The following is a 22,528-nucleotide window of genomic DNA, read 5'->3' on the forward strand; positions in this document are numbered from 1 at the left end:
GGTTCGGCCCCGGCGCATGATGCGGGGCCGAGCCCGAGGATCCTTCGGGGTTACGAAGAAAGAAGGCTCAGCACGAAGAACGGACCGCCGTTGTCGTGTTGGATCGCCGCACTCCCCGCAAACCGAGCGAAGTCGCCCGTGCCCGAACCCGGCACGATGTTGCCGAACTGACCGGAGTCGCTCGGAGTCTGCATCGCGCCGTGGTGGATGGTGATGGCACCCGATCGACCGTCGTCGAGGGTTCCCGACAGGCGCTCGACGGCGACGTAGCCGCGACCAGTCTCTTCCTCACCCGAGGTGAGAAAGACCAGGTCGCTCTGCCCGACGAGCCCGGCTGTGAACGTCTTGTGCATGGCCAGGCCCTGCACCCACGACGCATCGGCGCCCGGGATCTCGACCGGTGTCGCCGCGGTGACGTCGAAGCGGAGGGTCAGGGTCTCGACGATGTCCATGCGCTCACGCTACCCGACGCGACAAATCGACCCCGACACCGCAAATCGGGCCCGACCCCGCCGAAAGGCGGTGCCGGGCCCGAAGAAGAGTGTCGTTACGAGCTACGCGGGAACGCTCGCCGCTTCGAGGCGGCCGAACTCCTCGTCGCTCAGCTTGATCGACGCGGCTGTCGCCGAGTCCATGATCGACTGCGGACGCGACGACCCGGGGATCGGGATCACGACCTCCGACTTCTTCAGCTCCCACGCGAGGGTGAGCACCTGCGGGCTCACCCGGCGGGCGTTCGCGATCTCGGCGAACACAGCGTGGTTCTGACCGAGGTCGGCCGCGTTGGTGATGCCGCCGAGGGGGCTCCAGGGGAGGAACGCGACGCTCATCTCGTCGCAGAGCTCGAGCTCGGCCGTCGACGACAGGAACGCCGGCGAGAACTGGTTCTGCACGCTGACCAGTCGACCGTCGAGGATGTCGTTCGCCTCGCGGATCTGGTCGACGTCGGCGTTCGAGATACCGGCCATCCGGATGACGCCCTCGTCGAGCAGTTCGACCAGTGCACCGATCGAGTCGGCGTAGGGCACCGAGGGGTCGGGTCGGTGGAACTGGTAGAGCCCGATCGACTCGACGCCGAGCCGCTTGGCCGAAGCCTTCGCGGCCTCCTTCAGGTGCTCGGGGCGGCCGTCTTGATCCCAGCCGCCGTCTTTGTTGTGGACGCGGGTGTGGCCGCCCTTGGTCGCGACGAGGATCTCGTCGGTGTTGCCGTGCCAGGCATTCAGGGCTTCGGCGATGAGGATCTCGTTGTGGCCCTCGTCGTCCAGCTTGCCCGACAGGCTGTAGGCGTCGGCGGTGTCGATGAACGTGATGCCGGCTTCGAGAGCGGCATGGATCGTGGCGATCGACCGCTTGCGCTCGGGGCGCCCCTCGATCGACATGGGCATGGCGCCCAGTCCGATGGCGCTGACGGTGACGTCTCCGATGGTGCGTGTCTTCATGAGTTCTCTTTCGACGATGAAAAGAAGGGGTTGAGGATCCGGCTGGTCACCACGCGTAGTCCTCGGGAGCGGGCTGGTGGCCGGGGAAGATCGCGTCGAGCTTATCGAGGGCGTCCTGGTCGAGCTTGATGTCGACGGCGGCGACGGCCGAATCGAGCTGCGCCATGGTGCGCGGTCCGGTGATCGGGCCGGTGACTCCGGGCTGGTGCAGCAGCCAGGCGAGAGCGAGCTCGCCGGGCTCGTGGCCGAGCTCTTTCGCCAGGTTCTCGTACGATTCGAGCTGAGGGCGGTGGCTGTCGACGAACTCCTTCGATCGACCTTCGAGACGACGCTTTCCGCCGTCTTCCTTGCCGATGATGCCGCCGAGGATCCCGCCCTGCAGCGGCGACCACGGGATCACGCCGAGGCCGTAGTGGCGCGCCGCCGGGAGCACCTCGAGCTCGATGTCGCGGGCGACGAGGTTGTACAGGGACTGCTCGCTGACCAGCCCGAGGAAGTGCCTCGACTTCGCGGCCTCCTGCGCCTGGGCGATGTGCCAGCCGGCGAAGTTGCTCGACCCCGCGTAGAGGATCTTGCCCTGGGCGACGGCCACCTCGATGGCACCCCAGATCTCGTCCCAGGGGGTGTCACGGTCGACATGGTGGAACTGGTAGACGTCGATGTAGTCGGTCTGCAGTCGCTTCAGGCTCGCGTCGAGAGCGCGACGGATGTTGAGGGCGGAGAGTTTGCCGTCGTTCGGCCAATCTCCCATGTCGCCGTAGAGCTTCGTGCCGAGCACCGTCTTCTCACGACGCCCACCGCCCTTGGCGAACCAGCGGCCGATGATCTGCTCGGTGATTCCCTCGCCCTTGGCCCAGCCGTAGACGTTGGCCGTGTCGAAGAAGTTGACGCCCTTGTCGTGGGCGGCATCCATGATCGCGTGGGAGTCGTCTTCGGTCGTCTGCGGGCCGAAGTTCATGGTGCCGAGAATGGTTCGGGAGACGGAGAGTCCCGTGCGTCCGAGATGTGTGTAGTCCATACCTCCTGCCTAGACCCTCGGGTCGGCGTTCGCCCGTCTCGCGCACAGGCGCTGTTCACCCGGCGTGCCGGTTGTTCCCACGCAGGATCGGTACGATCCCCGAATGTCGATGCACGAGGAGAACCACCCCGCGCACCACCACCGACTTCGCAACTCGAAGGTGGCGAAGCGGGGTCGCCTCTTTCGCGCGCGCCTCAACCTCTACCCGCGCCTTCGTCTCGCCTACAAGATCCTCATCGGCGTGCTCGGGGTCACTGTCGTGATCATCGGGCTGATCCTGATCCCGCTTCCCGGCCCGGGCTGGCTCGTCGTCTTTCTCGGCCTGGCGTTGCTCGGCACCGAGTTTCCTGCCGCCCACCGGTTCAACATGTGGGTACAGCGCAAGGTCAAGGCGGTCATCGCCTCGTTCCAGGCCCGGCGTCGCCGTCGGGCGACCGAGCGAGCGCAGCGCTCTCGGCGGGCCACCGCGCAGCGCTAGACCTCAGCGGTTGCTTCGGTGCCCCACGTCGTGATCTCTCGGGGAACGGCGAGTTCGTGGCCGCCGGCCTCGGCGAGCACTTCGACGGCCCGCACCCGGTCTGACACCACTCCGCCCGTCGACACCATCCACGATCCGACCAGCACGCTGTCATCGACGGTCGAGTGCACGGCGACACCGGCGATGTCGAACACCCCGTAGGCGGGTTCCGCGAACGTGACGCGCAGCAGCGCCCCGTGCGCCACGGTGTCGCCCACCGCGGGTGGCGAGGTCGGCAGCGCCTCTTCTGCCGCTGCGCGCTCGGCCGAGTGGTACGTGCGCAGCAGCTGAAGGGTGCGCTGCGGCTTCTTGTTCGAGTCGAGCGGGTGGCTGCCGAGCGTCGAGCCGGCGAGCGACGTCGAGTACATGACCGAGCCCCGCACGGCGAACACGCCGTACCGCTCGGTCGAGAAGGTCGCGACGACGGCGTCGCCTTGCTCGAGCTCGGCGAGGAACGCCGTTAGAGCCTTGACGTTGCGCTTCGCCGGGGGAGTGAGGTCGTCGTCAGTCACGGAACGAGCCTAACGAGAGATCGGTGGGCCGCGCTGACGTCGGGCCGGATCCTCGGTGTTGGCGGACTCCCGGGCTGCGCGCCGACGGTTTCCAGCGACCGCCCGGTATTCTCTCGATACTCATGTCTGACAGCCCCGCCGCCGCCACCCCGTACGAGGTTCTCGGCGTCGACGCGAGCAGCAGTCAAGACGACCTCCGCAAGGCCTACCGCCGCCTGGCCCGCGAGACGCATCCCGACCTCGGCGGCACCCCCGAGCGGTTCCGGCAGGTGCAGATCGCCTGGGAGCGCATCGGCACTCCCGAAGACCGGGCTCGCTACGACAGCGGCACCGCACGTCCGCGCTCGTCGGCGTCATCCGAGGGCTCCGGCCACACCTGGGCTCCGCGACCCCCGCGACCGCGCGCCGAGTCGAAGCCGCGTGCCCGCGCCTTCGGGCACCCGGGCGGCCAGGAGCGCGTGAGGTTTCTCGAGCTGATGCGCGAGTGGGTCGGGCGAGGAGAGCCGCTCGACGATCCGTACGACCCGGCGCTCGTGCGGTCGGCACCCTCAGAGATCCGCAGGATCCTGGCGAAGGCCGTTGCCGAAGAGACCACCGCGACCGCTGTCGTCGACCTGGGCATCGCCTACACGATCTGGAGCAACGTCGCCTGCGGGCGCGAGCCCGAGCTCGACCACATCGTCCTCGCCCCCACGGGCCTCTATGCGATCAACTCCGAAGACTGGGGTTCGTCGGTGCGACTCGTCAAGGGGGAGATCGAGACGGCCAACCTGGTCGCGGGGGAGCAGCCGGTGCGAACCCTCACCCGCAGCGCGCGGGCGTTCGAGAAGTCGAGCCGGGTGCCCTTCACCGCGCAGCTGATCGTCGTGCCCGACGAGGCTCTCGACGACCCCATCGAACCGGCGGGCAAGGGTCGGCGCAACTCGACGTTCCTCGTACGCCGGTCAGTGCTCCCGCACGTGCTCCGTGGTGCGCTCACCGGGGGCGAGAGCACCGACCGCGTCGACGTGTTCGAGCTGCGGGACCGACTCCAGCAGGCAGTGCGATTCGTCTGATCCGCCTCTGGCGGCACGGCGATCGCGGTGCCATCATGACCCTGTGATCACCACTGCGAGCGCGTACTCGGGGTTCAGCGTCCGAGACAGCGAAGAAGCCCGCGCTTTCTACGCGGATGTGATCGGGCTCGACGTGTCGATCAACGCCATGGGAATCCTCGATATCGCGCTCCCCGGCGGAGCGCACGTCATCGCCTACCCCAAGGCCGACCATGTTCCGGCGGCGTTCACCGTGCTCAACTTCGAGGTGGACGACATCGACCGGGCGGTCGACGAGCTCGCTGCCGCCGGGGTGACGATCGTCAACTACGGCGGGTACGCCGACGAGCGCGGCGTGATGCGAGGCAGGGCAGCCGGAATGGGGCCCGACATCGCCTGGTTCATCGACCCGAGCGGCAACGTCCTGTCCGTTCTCGCATCGGGTGTCGACTCCGGTCTGGCACCCGGCGACGACAGGTAGCCTGGAGGCCGAACCAGGAGGATCCGTGCCAGACGCCGACGACGAGCTCGCCAGGAAGCCCGCCCGGCCCGTGACGTCGATGACGCTGCGTGCCGAGAGGCTGCGCCGCCAGTTCGCGCAGGCGGCGGGGGCGAAGGTCGACGCGTCGGATCCTGGTCTGTCGGTCGCGCCGACTCCCCGCGATCCCGAGCTCACCAACGTCTTCGCCGTGATCGGGTTCGTCGCCGGGATCGTCGCGATCTTCCTCGACTTCTTTTTCGTGCCGACAGTCGTCGCGGCCGTGTTCTGCGTGCTCGCGCTCCGCCGTGCGCACGAGCTGGACGCCCGGGGCAAGGGGCCGTTCGGCCGTCGTCGCGCTCTCTGGGGTTTCGGCCTCGCCGGTTTCGGGGCGCTCGGCATCCTGTTTCAGCTGTTTGTCCGTCCGCTCTTCTGAGACCACGGGAGCGGGAGGCTTCGGGCGGCGTCTGCCTCTCCCGGAACGTGGCAAGCTCGTGTCGTGAGCATCCACGGACCCGCCGACGGTTGGGTCGTAGCGCCCGACGGCCGTAAATTTTGGGGCAAGGCCGGTGCGGCCGGTTTGCTGATCGTCGATGCGTCCGGTCGCGTTCTTCTTCAGCACCGCGTCGAATGGAGCCACTTCGGCGGCACCTGGGGTATCCCCGGCGGGGCGCGGGCGTTCGACGAATCCGCTGTCGACGGTGCCCTGCGCGAGAGCGCCGAGGAGGCGAGCGTTCCGGCGTCGGCGCTTCGGCTTCTGTTCACCTCCGTGGTCGATCTGGGCTTCTGGTCGTACACGACGGTCGTGGCCGAGGCCGTCGTCCCGTTCGAGCCGGTCATCGGCGATGGCGAGAGCGAGGCGCTCGAGTGGGTGCCGATCGACTCCGTCGACGCTCTGCCCCTCCACCCGGGCTTTGCGTCGTCGTGGGCTCGGCTTCGGCCCCTGCTCTCGTCGCGGCTGACGCTCGTCGTCGACGCCGCGAACGTCGTCGGATCCACCCCCGACGGCTGGTGGAAGGATCGCGCCGGGGCCACGTCTCGCCTGATCGGGCGGCTGTCCGCGCTCACGTCTGACGGACTCCCTGCGGCTTCGGTGGCCGACGACGACTCGGTCGCCGTCCGCTGGCCGTCGGTCGTCGTCGTTGTCGAAGGGCAGGCGAAAGACCTCGAGGATCCGCCGGCCGACCCCGCTCTCCGCATCGTCCGGGCCGCCTCCGACGGCGATTCCGCCATCCTCGCCGAGGCCGCTCGTGCTGTCGGCTCGGCGCGCACCGTCGTCGTCACCGCCGATCGCGGTCTCGCCGCGCGTGTCGAGGCCCTCGGTGCCAGCGTTTTGGGCCCCCGCGCCTTGCTAGACCTGCTGCCCTAGCTGCGCCCCTAGGCCCGTGCCCGGCCCAACGTCGCTGACGCACCCCCGCCTGGCCAGATCGACCCCGGCATTCGGGGGTTATCTGGCCATCCGGGGGTGCCTCACGCTCGTGAGGATGCGGGTTAGCCAGTTCCGGCACGCCTCCCGCGAGACTCCAGTAGTTGCGGGTCGTGCCGGCCCGCACCCACAACTACTGGAGTCTCGCCGTGGCCCGCGCCGCCGCTGCCTTCGAGCAACGCAGCGAGACTCCACGAATGGCCTATCGCGGCCGCACGCATGGGCACATTGGGGAGTCTCGGGGTGCTGGCGCGAGCGGGAGCGGAGTTGCAACACCAACCGCGCACAGCACGAGGCCGCCCTCCCGGCAGGGAGAGCGGCCTCGGAGCGACGCGGGGGTCAGGCGGCGGGGCCCTCACCGAGCGTCACGGTGACGGTCTTGCTCGCGCCGTTGGCGTCGGTGTAGGTGACCTTCACCGAGTCGCCCGGGTTGTACGACTGGATGGTCGACGTGAGCGAATCGGCGTCGGTGACGGACTTGGAGTCGATCGCGGTGATCGTGTCTCCGGCGACCAGACCCGCCTTAGCGGCGGCGCTGCCCGAGACGGTGCCCGCGATGGTGACACCCGAGCCGGTCGTGCCGGTGCCGCCGTCGGTGCCGGTGCCCGTCCCCGAACCGGTACCCGTCGACGAGATCTGCGCGCCCAGGAACGCCGGAAGCCCGATCTGGATCGTGCCGGACTCGTTGCCGTCGAGGATATTGCTGGCGATCGACAGCGCGCTCGAGATCGGGATCGCGTACCCGGTCGTGTCGGAGGTGCCCGACGACGCGGCCGTGATGATGCCGATGACGTCGCCGTCGGCGTTGCGCAGCGGCCCGCCGGAGTCGCCCGAGACCACGTCGGCGCTGACCTCGATGAGGTTCTTCAACGACTCGGTGCCGGAGCCCGATTCGCTCTGCACGGTGATCGACTGGTCGGTGGCGAGCACGGTGCCCTTGGCCGTGACGAGGCTTCCTGTGCCCTCGGCGTTGCCGGTGGAGTGCACGGTGTCACCCGCGGAGACGGTGTCGTTCTCCCCGAACGAGACCGTCTGCAGCCCGCTGGCGTCTTCGAGCTTGAGCACGGCGACGTCGTTCGTGGCATCGGTGCCGACCACCTTGGCCGTGTACGTCTTGCCAGTCGAGACAACGGTCACCTGGATGCTGGTGGCACCCTGCACGACGTGGTTGTTGGTGAGGATCTCACCGTCGCTGGTCATGACCATGCCGGTGCCGGCCGACTTCGACGACTCGTTGTAGTCGAGCGTCGACACGATGGTGACGACACCCTGCTTCTCGGTCGCGGAGGCGCTGGTGGCGTCGCTCGGGGTGGTGCCGGTTCCGCTCGAACCATCAGAACCAGAGGATCCGTCGGTCCCGTTGCCCTGGCCGAAGCCGTAGGCGCCGAAACCGCCCGAGGAGTCGCTGCCGCTCGAACCGGAGCCGCTCGAACCGCCCGGCAGCTGCAGGGTCTGGCTCTGACCGGCCGCATCGGCCGCCTTCTCGCCGGTCGAGTGACCGATGGCGTAGGCACCGCCGCCGGCGGCTCCGGCGATGATCACACCGGCTGCTGCGGCGCCGGCGATCGTCATCCAGCGCTTCGGGCGTCGCTTCGGGTTCTGGAACGCCGGGGGCACCGGTCCGGTGCCGTACGGCGACTGCGCGGCCGGGCCGTACTGGCCGGGAGCCTGCGCGTACTGGCCCGACTGCGCGTACTGGCCGGCGGGGGAGCCGCCCTGGTTCTGCGTGGCGTAATTGTCGTGGCCCATCTCGGCCCACTCGGATCCTGGTGTCGCTGACTGGGACGGGTGCGCCTCGCTGACGAAGTGAGCGGGCGTCGGTCCGGTGCGGTACGGAAGCGTGTGCGCCGTCGGAGCCTCGACGGACGGAGCCTCGACGGTCGGGGCGTCGTCGCCCGGCGTCGCTGCGAGGGGCTCGGTCGCCTGGTTCTGCTCGTTGGTTACGTTCTGGTCGTCGCCGGTGCCGTGGGATTCGGGGGTTCCAGGTGCACCGGGAGTGGTGTTGCCGCTGTCGTTCTTGCTGCTGTCGGTCATGATTGCCTTCCTGGGGCGGGGTGGTGACGTGCATTCATCCAATGCGCCCATGCATGGAAATCCCTATGACGACTCTGAGTGGCAGTGGTGAAGAGCGCAATAAGAGCCTTGGAGCCCAACCCGTGAATTGGGTGCTGAAGGCGCGTAACGATTCCGCTACGCTTGGTGGCCACAGGAGGTCCACGATGGCAGAGTCAGCCACCCCACCGAACGACGCGCACGATCATCGTCGAGAGGTAGACACGACCCTCAGCTTCAATGAGGAGTTCCAAGCCCAGCTCGCCGCGCTCGAAGGGGGCGTCTCGTCCGACGAGCGCGAGGCGGTTTCGTCCCTCCCGTCGGGCTCAGCGCTTCTCGTGGTCCGCCGTGGGCCGAACATCGGTGCGCGGTTCCTCCTCGACGCCGACGTCACCGTCGCCGGTCGTCACCCCGACGCGGGCATCTTCCTCGACGACGTCACCGTCAGTCGCAAGCACGCCGAGTTCCACCGTCACGGCACGTCGTTCAGTGTCAAAGACCTGGGTTCGCTCAACGGCACCTACTTCGACGGCGTCCGCATCGACGAGGCCCTCCTCAGCGATGGCGCCGAGGTCCAGGTCGGCAAGTTCCGCCTCACCTTCTACGCATCTCGAGTCGATCTCGCGAATCTGGCGACGAGGTAGTGCCCCGCGCACTGGCTCGGGCGGTCTCCGCTCCGGGCTCCTCCGACCTGTTGACGATCGGTCAGGTGTTGGCTCGTCTGAAGCCCGATTTTCCTGACCTGTCGAACTCCAAGCTCCGCTTTCTCGAAGAGCGCCAGCTGGTCACCCCGGTTCGCACCGAGTCCGGCTACCGCAAATTCTCGGGCGACGACGTCGAGCGGCTGCGCTTCATCCTGGGTCTGCAGCGAGACCACTACCTTCCGCTGAAGGTCATCCGTCAGCACCTCGACGACCTCGATGCCGGTCGCCCCCTGTCTCTGCCCACCGGTGCGGCACCCACGTCGATGCTGTCAGGCGGTCGCCGACTCGGCCGCGACGAACTGATCGCCGAGTCGGGTGCCTCCGCGGCTCTCGTCGACGACGCCGTCCAGACCTCCCTTCTTCCGGCCGCCGACTACTACGGCGACGATCACGTCAAGGTCATGACCGCGCTCGTCGAACTGGCCAAAACCGGCATCGAACCGCGGCACCTCCGGCCGTTCCGAGCCGCAGCCGAGCGTGAGATGGGTCTCATCGAAAGCGCCGTCGCACCGACAGCCAGACGCCGCGATGCGGCGGGTCGCGCCCGCGTGGCCGAGATGGCCCGCGAGATCTCCGAGCAGCTCGAGATCGTCCGCACTTCGCTCATTCGCTCGGCGCTCGGCCGCCTCGACGCTTAGACTTCGTTCGGGTTCGAGCCAATCCGAAGACACGCCGTCGTGTCGGAGCGGATGTGGCCCGGTCGGGTCGGGGTTGTCGCTACGGTTGACCTCGGTACAACCATCAACCCGATGTTGAACCTTAAAGTTGGAAGGCGCTTAATGAGTGAGTCAGGTTCCCCCGAGGAGTCCCTCGGCGACGCACCGCACCAGGCATCAGCGCCCCGCTCGTCGTACGGCGAAGAGCTCCTCTTCACCGACGGCATGATCGAGCTCGAAGACGACCACGGCTACCGCGGCACCGCCGCCGCTCGCGCCGCCGGCATCAGCTATCGTCAACTCGACTACTGGGCTCGCACCGGTCTCGTCGAACCGACCGTCCGCGGAGCGGCAGGATCCGGCACGCAGCGTCTCTACGGATTCCGCGACATCCTGGTGCTGAAACTCGTCAAGCGGCTTCTCGACACTGGCATCTCCCTGCAGCAGATCCGCACCGCGGTCAATCAGCTCCGCGAGTCGGGCGTCAACGACCTGGCACAGACCACCCTCATGAGCGACGGCGCCTCCGTGTACCTGTGCACGTCGAACGACGAGGTCATCGACCTCGTCTCGCGCGGTCAGGGCGTCTTCGGCATCGCTGTCGGCAAGGTGCTCCGCGAGGTCGAGAACAGCCTCGTCGAGCTCGACTCGACGCCGGCCGCCGACCCCGCCGACGAACTCGCAGCAAGAAGAACCCGCGCCTCCTAGCGCAAGACCTGACGGGGCGACCTGCGGCGTTGTCGCTCCGCCCGCATGGCTTCGCCATAGCGGCCGGCGCTCCGCCTTGCATCTCACCTCGCCAGGCCTCGCGCCCTAGCGCGAGACCTCAAAAAAGACCGCTTGGCGAGCTGCCAAGCGGTCTTTTTTGAGGTCTCGGCGCGCGAGCGCCGGGCTAGCGCTGAACGGCAGGCTCGGCGTAGTCGCCGATCTTCGCCGTGCGCATGATGCGCTCAAGCAACTGGTCGAAGTTGCGCGCCATCTCTTGCGCGCTCTCGCCCGGCCACACGTGGAGCGGCTTCGCGGCTCCCTGAGCCTGCTGAAGCGAGGTGCGCTCCGGCAGCTGGGGGGAGAGCACGAGGGGCCCGAACATGTCGCGCAGCTCTTTGATGCGGAACTGGTGCTCGAGCGACTGCACGCGAGCGCGGTTCACGATGATGCCGAGGGGCTGAAGACGGGGGGAGAGGCCGCGACGGATCTCTTCGATGGCGCGGAGCGCGCGGTCGGCTGCGGCGACGGAGAAGAGGCCGGGCTCGGTGACGACGGTCACTCGGTCGGAAGCGGCCCAGGCCGTCCGGGTGAGCGCGTTGAGCGAGGGAGCGCAGTCGATCAAGACGAGGTCGTAGTCGGCCTCGACGTTCGCGAGAGCCTCTTCGAGCTTCCAGATGTCGCGGATCGAGGGGTGGGGCCCGTCGAAGTTGATCGCCGACGGGCTGCCGATCATCACGTCGATCTTGCCCGTGCGACCCTTCGTCCAGCCCGACGGAGCGATGGCCGCGCGGACCGTCTTCTCCTTCGGCGAGGCCAGGACGTCGGCCACGTTGAGGTGCCCGGCTACGTTGATGTCGAGACCCGTCGACACGTCGGACTGGGGGTCGAGATCCACCACGAGGGTCCGGAGACCCTTGGCGAAGGCAGCCGACGTGAGTCCGAGCGTCACGGTCGTCTTGCCGACGCCGCCTTTGAGAGAGCTGACGCTGAGTACATGCACGAACAAGACGATACCTTCACTACTGTTGAAGCACCTAAAAGCGGGCCGCGAGGCGCGGCGAAGAAAGGCTCCTCCTTGTTCTCCAAGATCCTTGTCGCAAACCGCGGAGAGATAGCGATCCGGGCCTTCCGAGCCGCTTTCGAGCTGGGTGCGAAAACCGTTGCTGTGTATCCCTGGGAAGACCGCAACTCCATGCATCGGCTCAAAGCCGACGAGGCCTACCAGATCGGTGAGATCGGGCATCCGGTCCGCGCCTACCTCGACGTCACCGAGATCATCCGGGTGGCCGTCGAGTCCGGCGCCGATGCGATCTATCCCGGCTACGGCTTCCTGTCCGAGAACCCTGAGCTGGCCGAAGCCGCGACGAGGGCGGGCATCACCTTCATCGGTCCGGGCCAGCACGTGCTCGAGATGGCCGGCAACAAGGTCACCGCTAAAGAGAAGGCCATCGCGGCCGGAGTACCGGTCTTGAAGTCGACGCCCGCGAGTCGCGACGTCGAGGCTCTGATCATCGGTGCCGACGAGATCGGCTTCCCCGTGTTCGCCAAGGCCGTCGCCGGCGGCGGTGGGCGCGGCATGCGCCGGGTCGACAAGCCGGAAGACCTCCGGTCGGCCCTCGAGGCGGCGATGCGCGAGGCCGACAGCGCCTTCGGCGACCCGACGATGTTCATCGAGCAGGCGGTCGTCCGCCCCCGTCACATCGAGGTGCAGATCCTCGCCGACGCGACCGGCGAGACGGTGCACCTGTTCGAGCGCGACTGCTCCGTGCAGCGCCGCCACCAGAAGGTTGTCGAGATCGCCCCGGCACCGAACCTCGACGAGACCACCCGCCAGGCGATGCACCGCGATGCGATCGCCTTCGCCCGATCGATCGGCTACGTCAATGCCGGCACCGTCGAGTTCCTGCTCGACACGGCGGGGGAGCGCCGCGGCGAGCACGTCTTCATCGAGATGAATCCGCGCATCCAGGTCGAGCACACCGTCACCGAAGAGGTCACCGACGTCGACCTGGTGCTCTCGCAGATGCGCATCGCGGCAGGGGAGACCCTGCACGAGCTGGGCCTCACCCAGCCCGAGATCCACCTCCGCGGCGCCGCTCTCCAGTGCCGCATCACGACCGAAGACCCGAACGCCGGTTTCCGCCCCGACACGGGTCGCATCACGACCTACCGCTCACCGGGTGGCGCCGGCATCCGACTCGACGGCGGAACGATCAACCCGGGCACCCAGATCAGCCCGCACTTCGATTCGATGCTGGCCAAGATGACGGCCCGCGGCCGCGACTTCCCTGCCGCCGTCGTGCGAGCCAAGCGCGGTCTCGCCGAGTTCCGCATCCGCGGCGTCTCGACGAACATCCCGTTCCTTCAGGCGGTGCTCGAAGACCCGGCATTCGCTGCGGGCGACCTCAGTACCTCCTTCATCGAGGAGCGCCCCCAGCTCTTCGAGGGCCACGTCTCGAAAGACCGCGGCACGAAGATCCTCACCTGGCTCGCCGACGTCACCGTCAACAAGCCGAACGGCCCCGGCGAGGGCGCCATCGACCCGGCTGTGAAACTCCCGTCGATCGACCTGCGGTCAGAACCGACCGAAGGATCCCGGCACCGCCTGCTGGCCCTCGGCCCGGTCGGCTTCGCGTCGGCCCTCCGCGCTCAAACCGCCCTCGCGGTGACCGAGACCACGATGCGCGACGCCCACCAGTCTCTGCTCGCGACGCGTGTCCGGTCAAAAGACCTCCTCGCCGTCGCGCCCCACGTGGCACGCCTGACGCCGGAGCTGTTCAGCGTGGAGGCCTGGGGTGGCGCGACCTATGACGTCGCTCTGCGGTTCCTCGGCGAAGACCCCTGGCAGCGTCTGGCGAGCCTCCGGGAGGCCCTGCCCAACATCGCCATCCAGATGCTCCTGCGCGGTCGTAACACGGTCGGCTACACGCCGTACCCGGTCGAAGTCACCGACGCCTTCGTCAAGGAGGCCGCGGCGACCGGTGTCGACATCTTCCGCATCTTCGACGCCCTCAACGACGTCTCCCAGATGCGTCCGGCCATCGACTCCGTGCTCGAGACCGGCACCACGGTCGCGGAGGTGGCGCTCTGCTACACCGCCGACCTCCTCGACCCGGCGGAAGAGCTGTACACGCTCGACTACTACCTCCGGCTCGCCGAGCAGATCGTCGAGGCCGGCGCGCACATCATCGCCATCAAAGACATGGCGGGCCTGCTCCGAGCCGGCGCGGCCGAGAAGCTCGTCGGCGCCCTCCGGGAGCGCTTCGACCTCCCGGTGCACGTGCACACCCACGACACCGCGGGCGGCCAGCTCGCGACCCTCCTCGCCGCGAGCCGCGCGGGCGCCGACGCCGTTGACGTCGCAAGCGCGCCGATGGCCGGTACGACGTCTCAGCCCTCGGCCTCGGCGCTGGTCGCCGCTCTCGCCCACACCGAGCGCGACACCGGCCTGTCGCTCGACGCCGTCAGCGATCTCGAGCCCTACTGGGAGGCCGTCAGGCGCGTCTACAAGCCGTTCGAGTCGGGTCTCGCGGGCCCGACCGGCCGGGTCTACAAGCACGAGATCCCCGGCGGGCAACTGTCGAACCTGCGGCAACAGGCGATCTCCCTCGGCCTGGGTGACCAGTTCGAGAAGGTCGAGGACTGGTATGCCGCGGCCAATCGGATCCTCGGCCGCCCGACGAAGGTCACGCCGTCGTCGAAGGTCGTCGGCGACCTCGCTTTGCAGCTCGCCGCGGCAGACGCCGATCCGGCCGAGTTCGAGCGCGATCCGGCGAAGTTCGACATCCCGGACAGCGTGATCGGGTTCATGGCCGGCGAGCTCGGCGACCTGCCGGGCGGGTGGCCCGAGCCGTTCCGGAGCAAGGTGCTGGCGGGCCGCGACGTGAAGATCGGCGTGGAGCCCGTGGATCCTTCGGATCTCGCCCTTCTCGCCGAGCCCGGTCGCACCCGCCAGGAGACGCTGAACCGTCTGCTGTTCGCGGGGCCGACGAAGCAGTACCGCGAGATCGTCGACTCGTACGGAGACCTGTCGGTCGTCTCGACGCCCGACTACCTGTACGGGCTCAAGCCCGGTGTCGAGCACACGGTGCCGGTCGCGAAGGGCGTCAACCTCTACATCGGGCTGGAAGCGATCGGCGAGGCCGACGACAAGGGCGTTCGCACGGTCATGACGACGCTCAACGGGCAGCTGCGGCCGGTGTTCATCCGCGACCGGTCGATCGAAGTGTCGGCCCGCGCCGCCGAGAAGGCCGATCGCACCGCTGCCGGCGAGATCGCCGCACCCTTCTCGGGCGTCGTCACGCTCAAGGTGACTGCCGGAGCCCGCGTCGAGGCAGGCGCCCCGGTCGCTACCATCGAGGCGATGAAGATGGAGGCGGCGATCACGACACCCGTCGGCGGAATCGTGGAGCGTCTCGCGATCCCGACCACCCAGCAGGTCGACGCCGGCGATCTGCTCGTCGTCGTCAAGTAGCCAGGCACTCGCGCGCCCGCCCCACCTGCAAATTTGAAGGAGATTCTCGACCCAGACCCCCGCCGATCGGCTTGTTTCCGTCGGCGACCGGGCGTTTTTCCTTCACATTTGCACCGCAGCACCGGCACGACCAGCACCAGCACGACCAGCACCCGCTCGCCCAGCACCAGGAGAATTCTGCAGTGACCGACCGCCCCATCCGCCTCTTCGGCGACCCGATCCTCCGCTCGCCCTCCGACCCGGTCAAGCTCGATGACCCCGGGCTCGCCGGCCTCGTGAAAGACTTGATCGACACGGTGACCGTGCCCGGCCGCGCCGGGGTCGCCGCCTGCCAGATCGGAGTCGGACTTCGCGCCTTCAGCTACAACGTCGACGGTGAGATCGGTTACGTGCTGAACCCGGTGCTCGTCGAGGTGCGGGGCGAGGCCGATCTGGTCGACGAGGGCTGCCTCTCGGTGCCCGACTTCTACTTTCCGCGCCGTCGATACCCGTGGGCGCGAGTCGAGGGGGTCGACCTCGACGGCAACCCGGTCGTGCTCGAGGGCGAAGGGCTCATGGCTCAGGCGCTACAGCACGAGACCGACCACCTCGACGGAAAGCTCTACGTGATGGGCCTCGACCCCGAGATCAAGCGCGATGCGATGCGTCAGATCCGCGAGTCCGACTGGTTCTGATCAGACCGATTCCGAATCGACGAGTTCTGAGCCGAACCGGGCCGGAAGCACCCTTCGAAAAAGCCTGATCGACTCCAGAGTCAATTAGGAAAACAGACGAGCGCCTTCCGGGCCAGCCCCGCCGAACCCTCCGACGCAGCCAAGGTGTGGCGGCATGGTCCGACGAGCTCAGGCCTCGTCGGGCTCCGGAGAAGACCCGTCGTCTTCATCGGCGTCTTGCGCCTCCACGACGACGAGGCTCTCGCCCACGAGAGTCACTTCCAGCGGCACGACGTCGAGGCCCCGGATGACCCTGCGGAGCGGCTGAGGCAGCAGCGGATCACTGCCGATGGGCCCGCCGATCACGACGGCGGCACGAATGCGTCCGCCCACCGTCTTGCGGAGGCCGCGCAGCACGAGTGTGTCGGCCACGGCGTAGCGAGTCTTGAGCCCGCGTGACGCCGAGCCCTCGGCATTGGCGTCGGCGTACTCGATAGCGACATCGAGCGCCTGCCGGAGCGCGGGGCCCCGACCGGCCTGGTCGGCGCGCTCGTACGTCGCCGTCTCGATCTCGACGTAGGTGCCGGGGTGGGCGACGAGAAGCGTGGGGCGGAACGACGCCAGCGAGGCGATCAGCTCGTGGCCCAGCGCGAGATGACCGAGCCGGGTAGACGTCGCAACCGCGAGAGTGGCCGTCAGACGCGCGAACGGGTCGGTCGGAGCGAGAATCTGAAGGATCCCGGAGTCGTCTGCATCAACGGCGCCGAGCCCGTCGAGGGCGACTGCGAGGTCGGCCACTCGCGTGAGGATCGTCGAGTGGCTGACGGCCACGAGTCGATCGTCTTCGCGCACGAAGGCCGCAGCGGTGTCGGGCGTGACCATCAGGATTCGCGCGTCGAGGATCTCGTCGGCGACCGTGCGACCGAGGTCGGCGAGCTTGTCGAGGTCGGCCAGGCCGACCTGCCAGACGTCGGAGACGAGCGGGAGGTCGCCCTGGATCTCGTCGACCCGGGCGAAGTCGCGCACCGACTCGACGATCACGGCTCGGGCTCGGCTGCTCTCGAGGGTGGCGACGAGCTCGGCCTGCTCGGCTTCTGGCTCGAGCGGCAGAACCGAGACGCCGATCGCGGCCGCGGCGAAGTCGATGAGGGTCGTCTCATAGCGGTTCGAGCAGAGCACCGCGACGGTGTCGCCCACCTGGAGCTCGGCCGCCAAGAAGCCCTTCGCCAGAGCCCGCACCCGGAGCACGAACTCGGCACCGGACAGGTCGAACCAGCCGCCGAACGAGTCGGGGATCGAGAAGAGCCGAGCCGAAGGATCCTGCTCGGCCGTCTCGAAGAGAAGGTGCGTCAGCGTTCCGGCGGCTGCGGTTTCGGCTGCTGTCTCGTGATGCTCCACCGGTGGCTCCTCCCGGGTCGGTGACGGGTCGACTCACTGTACCGAAGGGGGTGACCGGAACGTGTCCGGCGTAAGCCCCGCGGTCCGCGAACGGGTCGCCGTGGCGCTCGGAGGTAGAGTGTCTGCTCGTGCAGGCCATCGGAATCGACATCGGCGGAACCAAGATCGCGGGGGGCGTGGTCACCGAACTCGGTGACATCGTTGCCGAGCGGAGGGTTCCGACTCCCGCCGGAGACTCCGAGTCGATCGTCGCGGCGGTCGTGTCGATGATCCGCGACCTGCAGGACGCAGCTCCGGCGTCGGGTGGCGAGGTCGTCGCCGCCGGGGTCGCGGCACCCGGCTTCATCGACGCCGCTCAGTCGACCGTCTACTACACGCCGAACATCCCTTGGCGGAACGAGCCGCTTCGAGCGCGCCTCAACGACCAGCTCGACCTGCACATCACGATCGACAACGACGCCAACGCGGCCGGCTGGGCGGAGTTCCGTTTCGGCGCCGGGCGCCTCGTGAGCGACATGACCATGTTGACCATCGGCACGGGCGTCGGCGGCGCAATCGTCACCCAGGACCGTCTCCTTCGCGGCGGGTTCGGCACGGGTGGCGAGCTCGGGCATATGCGCATCGTCCCCGGGGGCATCCTGTGCGGCTGCGGTGCTCGCGGTTGCATCGAGCAGTACGGTTCGGGCCGCGCCCTGCTCCGGATGGCCGGCGAGGTCGCCGATCGCGGGGGTGCCGCAGGCAAGGCCCTCGCCGACATCCGCGCAAAGAACGGGGTGCTAACCGGACACGACGTCGCCGGGCTGATGAGCGCCGGAGACGCGGGCGCCCTCGAGGCTCTCCGCGAGCTCGGCTCGTGGCTCGGGCAGGCGGCGGCCTCGCTGAGCGTCATCCTCGACCCCCAGCTGTTCGTCTTCGGCGGCGGCGTCGCACAATCGGGCGAGCTGCTGCTCGGTCCGATCCGAGAGGCCTACGAAGCGCACCTGCCGGCTCGGGGCTTCCATCCCGAGCCCGACTTCGTGATCGCCGAGCTCGTCAACGATGCCGGGGTCGTCGGGGCAGCCGATCTGGCCCGTCTTCACGTCGCCGCGCTCTAACCGGCGCTCCCGATAGACTTCGACCGTTCGGGCAGGAGGAGACGCCGTTGTTCTACTGGATCATGAAGACGTTCTTGTTTCGGCCCATCCTGCTTTCGGTCTTCCGGCCCTGGGTCGTCGGCAAAGAGAACGTTCCCGAGTCGGGCCCGGTGATCTTCGCGAGCAACCACCTCTCGTTCGTCGACTCGATCTTCCTGCCGCTCGTGCTCGAGCGCCGGCTCTCGTTCCTCGCGAAGAGCGACTACTTCACGGGACGCGGCATTCGGGGCATGGCCACGCGCCTCTTCTTCAACGCGACCGGCCAACTCTCGATCGACCGGTCCGGTGGCAAGGCCTCCGAGGCATCCCTGAACACCGGGCTCGCCGTGCTGGCTCGGGGCGAGCAGCTCGGCATCTATCCCGAGGGCACCAGGAGCCCCGACGGGCGGCTCTACCGCGGACGCACGGGAGTCGCGCGGATGATCCTCGAGGGTCGGGTCCGGGTGATCCCCGTAGCGATGATCGACACTCAGAAGGTCATGATCACCGGATCCAAGCGGCCGCACCTGCACCGCATCGGCGTCGTGTTCGGCGAGCCCCTCGACTTCAGCCGGTTTGAGGGTCTCGAGGGCGACCGGTTCATCCTCCGGTCGATCACCGACGAGATCATGTACGAGCTCAACGTCCTCTCCGGCCAGGAGTACGCCGACGTCTATGCCTCGTCGGTCAAAGAGAGGCGAGCCGCCCTTTCGCGATAGGCTCCCAGGGTCGCGATCGATCGATCGCCGACCTTCAGCCACGCGATGAGGACACAGTGCTCCAGACCGATTACCCAGTTATTTCTGCTGATCCCGATGTGATCGCCGGACTGGATTATTGGCGCACCCTGCCCATCAAGCAGCAGCCGGAGTGGGCCGACCCGTCCGCGGTCGAGGCGGCCTCCGCCGAGATCGCCACGTACCCCCCGCTCGTCTTTGCCGGAGAGGTCGACACTCTGCGAGATCGGCTCGCCGATGCCGCCGCCGGCCGGGCATTCCTGTTGCAGGGCGGTGACTGCGCCGAGACCTTCGCCGGCGCGACCGCCGACAACATCCGCAACCGGGTCAAGACGATCCTGCAGATGGCCGTCGTCCTGACCTACGGCGCGAGCGTGCCGGTCATCAAGATGGGCCGCATGGCCGGTCAGTTCGCCAAGCCCCGGTCGAGCAACTTCGAGACCCGCGACGGCGTGACGCTTCCGGCCTACCGGGGCGACATCATCAATGGCTACGACTTCACGCCCGAGTCGCGGCAGCCGGATCCTGCTCGCCTCGTCCGCGGCTACCACACGAGTGCCTCGACCCTGAACCTGATCCGTGCTTTCACGCAGGGCGGGTTCGCTGACCTCCGCCAGGTGCACTCGTGGAACAAGGGTTTCGCGTCGAACCCGGCCAACTCGATGTACGAGCACCTCGCGCACGAGATCGACAAGGCCGTCCGGTTCATGGAGGCGGCCGGTGCCGACTTCGACGAGATGCGGCGCACCGAGTTCTACACCTGCCACGAGGCGCTTCTGATGGACTACGAGCGGCCCATGACGCGCATCGACTCGCGGACGGGCGCGCCCTACGCACTGTCGTCGCACTTCCAGTGGATCGGCGAGCGCACCCGAGACCTCGACGGCGCTCACGTCGACTTCCTGTCGCGCGTCCGCAACCCGATCGGCGTCAAGCTCGGCCCCACCACGACGCCCGACGACATGCTGCGTCTGATCGACAAGCTCGACCCCGAGCGCGAGCCCGGGCGTCTCACCTTCATCACGCGAATGGGCGCCGGAAAGATTCGCGAGTCGCTGCCGCCGCTCCTCGAGGCGATCAAGGCGGCCGACGCCACGCCGCTCTGGGTCTCCGACCCGATGCACGGCAACGGAATGACGACTCCGTCGGGCTACAAGACGCGTCGCTTCGAAGAGATCGTCGACGAGGTCAAGGGATTCTTCGAGGCGCACCGTGCGGCCGGCACCCACCCGGGCGGCATCCACATCGAGCTCACGGGCGACGACGTCACCGAGTGCCTGGGCGGGTCGGAGCACATCGACGAGGCCACCCTCGCAACGCGCTACGAGAGCCTCTGCGATCCGCGTCTCAACCACATGCAGTCGCTCGAGCTCGCGTTCCTGGTGGCCGAAGAACTGTCGGCCGCGGCCGAATAGTCTTAGTCAGCACTACCGAAAGTGCTCAGGTGGTCGCTGTCCCTGCCGGTCAGCGACTACCTGGGCACTTTCGGCGCATCCGGCGTGTCAGCCCCATGCGCCACGGCGACTGACCGGCGGCGCGACGGCGACTGACTGGCGCCGCTAAGCCCACCGGTGTCGCTACGCCTACTGGTTGTAGCTGAGCTTGACGGTGTCGCCCTTGAACGCTGTGGTGCCGGCACCCGGCTCCATCGACGACACTTTCAGCGTCGACTTCCAGTCGATCACGGCGCAGAGGATGTTGGTGCAGGTCGGGTACGACGCGATCAGGCCGAGCCCTTCGAGTTCGGTCTGGGCGCTTCGCAGGGTCTTGCCCGAGACGTTCGGCACCTCGATCGGCATCGGCCCCTTCGAGACCACCAGGTTGACGGTCGCACCCTCGACGACCGGGCCGTCGCCGGCCATACCCTGCCGGATCACGAGGCCCTGCGAGACGCTGTCGCTGTATTCGCTCGACGTCTCGACACCTTTCAGGCCGACTTCGCTGAGGGTCGCTATGGCGTCCGAGAAGGCCTTGCCGCTCACGTCGGGCACGGGTCCGAGAGACACCGTGAGCGTGATCGGTCGTTTCTCTCGATACGTGGACGCGGATCCCAGATCTACCGTCGCTCCCGCCGAGTTCTTTCCCGAGATGGCCAGGACGGTGCCCTTAGCGGCCGCATCGAATCGATGGTTCGACTGCTGGAGGGTGAACGACGAGGAGAGCTTCGACTTCGCTGCGCTCTCGGACGAGCCGACGACGTCGGGAAGCGGAAGCGAGCGTGGCCCCTGCGAGACGATGAGAGTCACCGTCGAGCCCTTGCCGACGACCGCCCCACCGCGCGGCTTCGTGCCGGTGACTTTGCCCGAGGGGATGACGGCGTCGTAGGTTCTGGCGCGCGTCTTCGCGACGGTGAATCCACGACTCTCGAGCACGGACGTCGCATTCGCGACGCTCGCATCGGAGATCGAGGGCACCGAGGCATGAGCGCCCGGGCCCGTGCTGAACCACCACGCCGTTCCTCCCGCGCCGAGGGCGAGTACGAGCAAGATGACGAGCCACACCACGCCGCGCTTGCGGCGGGCAGTGGCCTTCCGCGACAGCGCGTCGGCGTTCGACGACCCCGCCGGCAGAACCGGCCCGGTGCGGTGACGCGCGCCCGAGAGGATCTGCGTGTCGCCGGTCGGCCCCTGGCCCGCCGTATCGCGCCCCGACGGGCCCACGGGAGCCATGGCCGGCGGCAGCACCATCGTGCGGTTGATCGCGGTGGCACCGGGCTCGACCCCGCCGCGCTGCAACTCGAACAGGTGGTCGAGCATGGCGCGGGCGTCGCGCGGTCGTTGATCGGGGTCGCGGGCCGTCGCCCAGAGGACGAGCTCGTCGAGCTCGGCGGGAACACGGGGGTTGACTGCACTCGGCATCGGCACGGTGTCGTTCGCGTGCTGATAGGCGATCTGCATGGGCTGGTCGCCCTTGTACGGCTGCTCACCTGTAAGCATCTCGTAGAGCATGATGCCGAGCGCGTAGATGTCGCTGCGGGTGTCGGCGATGCCGCGGGTGACGAGCTCGGGGGAGAGGTAGGCGATCGTGCCGAGCAGTGCCGCACCGGTGGCGGTGTTGGCCGAGGCGGCCCGAGCCAGACCGAAGTCGCCGATTTTGATGCGGCCGTCGTCGGCGAGGAGCACGTTCTCGGGCTTGAGGTCGCGGTGGACGATGCCGGAGCGATGGGCGGCAGCCAGACCGGCGAGGACGGCCTCGAGGATGTCGGTGGCCTGCGCGGGCGTGAGGACCTTGTGGTCGTGGAGGAGCTCACGGAGCGTGATGCCTGGCAGGTACTCCATCACGATGTAGGCGGACTCGTCGTCTTGCCCCTGGTCATAGACGTTCACGACATTGGGGTGCGCCAGACGCGCAGCGGAGCGTGCCTCCTGGATGAACCGCTCTTTAAAGTTCTCGTCGTCGGCGAGATGGCCGTGCATGATCTTGACGGCGACGGGCCGTTCGAGCCGCAGGTCGGAGGCGAGATAGACCGTCGCCATCCCGCCGCGGGCGATGCGTGAGCGGACCTGGTATCGACCGTCGATAAGACGTCCGATCATCGGGTCGGTTTGATTGGCACTCACCCGAGGAATGTTACGGACGCCACGCCGGGAGAGAGCAGAGGCTCACCGGA

Annotated in this window: 21 protein-coding genes; 13 read left to right on the top strand and 8 right to left on the bottom strand. The window is 68.1% G+C overall.

All coding sequences use genetic code 11. The features are described from left to right. Positions 1–50: 50 nt before the first annotated feature. The 3 genes from ASF54_RS00455 to ASF54_RS00465 all read right to left on the bottom strand — a co-directional run bounded on the left by ASF54_RS00455 (position 51) and on the right by ASF54_RS00465 (position 2,457). Entirely contained in the window at positions 51–452 is a 402-nt protein-coding gene (locus tag ASF54_RS00455; RefSeq protein ID WP_055957445.1) for a DUF3224 domain-containing protein, read from the bottom strand. 102 nt (positions 453–554) lie between these two features. Further along, positions 555–1,439: an aldo/keto reductase gene (locus tag ASF54_RS00460; protein WP_055957448.1), complete on the bottom strand. Its 885-nt coding sequence runs from the start codon at positions 1,437–1,439 to the stop codon at positions 555–557. 46 nt (positions 1,440–1,485) lie between these two features. Then, positions 1,486–2,457 (bottom strand): aldo/keto reductase, encoded by a 972-nt coding sequence (locus ASF54_RS00465; protein WP_055957451.1) that lies wholly within the window; start codon positions 2,455–2,457, stop codon positions 1,486–1,488. A 103-nt stretch (positions 2,458–2,560) separates the two neighbouring features. On the opposite strand from ASF54_RS00465, the gene ASF54_RS00470 reads away from it, so the two are divergent. Next, entirely contained in the window at positions 2,561–2,935 is a 375-nt protein-coding gene (locus ASF54_RS00470) for a TIGR02611 family protein (protein WP_055957454.1), read from the top strand. Here ASF54_RS00470 and ASF54_RS00475 read toward each other — a convergent pair. Continuing rightward, entirely contained in the window at positions 2,932–3,486 is a 555-nt protein-coding gene (locus tag ASF54_RS00475; protein WP_055957457.1) for a hypothetical protein, read from the bottom strand. The genes ASF54_RS00470 and ASF54_RS00475 overlap by 4 nt on opposite strands. Positions 3,487–3,608: 122 nt before the next feature. On the opposite strand from ASF54_RS00475, the gene ASF54_RS00480 reads away from it, so the two are divergent. The 4 genes from ASF54_RS00480 to ASF54_RS00495 all read left to right on the top strand — a co-directional run bounded on the left by ASF54_RS00480 (position 3,609) and on the right by ASF54_RS00495 (position 6,367). Then, on the top strand, positions 3,609–4,541 hold the full coding sequence (locus ASF54_RS00480) for a J domain-containing protein (RefSeq protein ID WP_055957460.1): 933 nt from the start codon (positions 3,609–3,611) through the stop codon (positions 4,539–4,541). Positions 4,542–4,584: 43 nt separating this feature from the next. Then, positions 4,585–5,001 (top strand): VOC family protein, encoded by a 417-nt coding sequence (locus tag ASF54_RS00485; protein ID WP_055957463.1) that lies wholly within the window; start codon positions 4,585–4,587, stop codon positions 4,999–5,001. Between the two features lie 25 nt (positions 5,002–5,026). Then, positions 5,027–5,434 carry a hypothetical protein gene (locus tag ASF54_RS00490; protein ID WP_055957466.1) on the top strand — a complete coding sequence of 136 codons (408 nt, stop codon included), beginning with the start codon at positions 5,027–5,029 and terminating at the stop codon, positions 5,432–5,434. 63 nt (positions 5,435–5,497) lie between these two features. Continuing rightward, complete coding sequence (locus ASF54_RS00495; protein ID WP_055957468.1) at positions 5,498–6,367, top strand: NUDIX domain-containing protein; 870 nt, start codon at positions 5,498–5,500, stop codon at positions 6,365–6,367. Between the two features lie 396 nt (positions 6,368–6,763). Here the strand turns inward: ASF54_RS00495 and ASF54_RS00500 are convergent, their stop codons facing one another. Next, positions 6,764–8,458, bottom strand: coding sequence for a S1C family serine protease (locus ASF54_RS00500; protein WP_055957471.1), 1,695 nt, complete (start codon positions 8,456–8,458; stop codon positions 6,764–6,766). Between the two features lie 185 nt (positions 8,459–8,643). On the opposite strand from ASF54_RS00500, the gene ASF54_RS00505 reads away from it, so the two are divergent. From ASF54_RS00505 to ASF54_RS00515, 3 genes are all read left to right on the top strand, one after another. Beyond that, complete coding sequence (locus tag ASF54_RS00505; RefSeq protein WP_055957474.1) at positions 8,644–9,120, top strand: FHA domain-containing protein; 477 nt, start codon at positions 8,644–8,646, stop codon at positions 9,118–9,120. Beyond that, the gene (gene ftsR, locus ASF54_RS00510; protein WP_055957478.1) at positions 9,120–9,818 is read left to right on the top strand and encodes a transcriptional regulator FtsR; all 699 of its coding nucleotides are present in this window, start codon (positions 9,120–9,122) and stop codon (positions 9,816–9,818) included. The genes ASF54_RS00505 and ftsR overlap by 1 nt, the downstream gene beginning before the upstream one ends. Before the next feature lie 243 nt (positions 9,819–10,061). After that, positions 10,062–10,544 (top strand): MerR family transcriptional regulator, encoded by a 483-nt coding sequence (locus ASF54_RS00515; RefSeq protein ID WP_123944210.1) that lies wholly within the window; start codon positions 10,062–10,064, stop codon positions 10,542–10,544. A gap of 184 nt (positions 10,545–10,728) precedes the next feature. On the opposite strand, the gene ASF54_RS00520 is transcribed toward ASF54_RS00515, so the two are convergent. Then, a complete protein-coding gene (locus ASF54_RS00520) occupies positions 10,729–11,544 on the bottom strand; it encodes a ParA family protein (RefSeq protein ID WP_055961752.1) in 816 nt (271 codons plus the stop codon). Positions 11,545–11,619: 75 nt separating this feature from the next. Between ASF54_RS00520 and ASF54_RS00525 the strand changes: the two genes are divergently transcribed. Together ASF54_RS00525 and ASF54_RS00530 are read left to right on the top strand one after the other, a co-directional pair. After that, positions 11,620–15,018 carry a pyruvate carboxylase gene (locus ASF54_RS00525; RefSeq protein WP_055957483.1) on the top strand — a complete coding sequence of 1,133 codons (3,399 nt, stop codon included), beginning with the start codon at positions 11,620–11,622 and terminating at the stop codon, positions 15,016–15,018. Between the two features lie 182 nt (positions 15,019–15,200). Next, positions 15,201–15,692 carry a peptide deformylase gene (locus ASF54_RS00530; protein ID WP_055957485.1) on the top strand — a complete coding sequence of 164 codons (492 nt, stop codon included), beginning with the start codon at positions 15,201–15,203 and terminating at the stop codon, positions 15,690–15,692. Between the two features lie 168 nt (positions 15,693–15,860). On the opposite strand, the gene ASF54_RS00535 is transcribed toward ASF54_RS00530, so the two are convergent. After that, positions 15,861–17,069 (bottom strand): AMP-binding protein, encoded by a 1,209-nt coding sequence (locus tag ASF54_RS00535; protein ID WP_055957489.1) that lies wholly within the window; start codon positions 17,067–17,069, stop codon positions 15,861–15,863. Positions 17,070–17,197: 128 nt separating this feature from the next. Here ASF54_RS00535 and ASF54_RS00540 point away from each other — a divergent pair, with 128 nt between their 5' ends. The 3 genes from ASF54_RS00540 (at position 17,198) to ASF54_RS00550 (ending at position 20,333) form a co-directional block, all read left to right on the top strand. Continuing rightward, on the top strand, positions 17,198–18,163 hold the full coding sequence (locus ASF54_RS00540; RefSeq protein WP_055957492.1) for an ROK family glucokinase: 966 nt from the start codon (positions 17,198–17,200) through the stop codon (positions 18,161–18,163). A 47-nt stretch (positions 18,164–18,210) separates the two neighbouring features. Further along, positions 18,211–18,900 (top strand): lysophospholipid acyltransferase family protein, encoded by a 690-nt coding sequence (locus tag ASF54_RS00545; RefSeq protein WP_055957495.1) that lies wholly within the window; start codon positions 18,211–18,213, stop codon positions 18,898–18,900. Between the two features lie 98 nt (positions 18,901–18,998). Then, the gene (locus ASF54_RS00550; RefSeq protein WP_055957497.1) at positions 18,999–20,333 is read left to right on the top strand and encodes a class II 3-deoxy-7-phosphoheptulonate synthase; all 1,335 of its coding nucleotides are present in this window, start codon (positions 18,999–19,001) and stop codon (positions 20,331–20,333) included. 168 nt (positions 20,334–20,501) lie between these two features. On the opposite strand, the gene pknB is transcribed toward ASF54_RS00550, so the two are convergent. After that, positions 20,502–22,454, bottom strand: coding sequence for a Stk1 family PASTA domain-containing Ser/Thr kinase (gene pknB / locus ASF54_RS00555; protein WP_442855779.1), 1,953 nt, complete (start codon positions 22,452–22,454; stop codon positions 20,502–20,504). Between the last annotated feature and the right edge of the window lie 74 nt (positions 22,455–22,528).

This window comes from Frondihabitans sp. Leaf304 (genome assembly GCF_001423105.1).
Taxonomy (GTDB): domain Bacteria; phylum Actinomycetota; class Actinomycetes; order Actinomycetales; family Microbacteriaceae; genus Frondihabitans.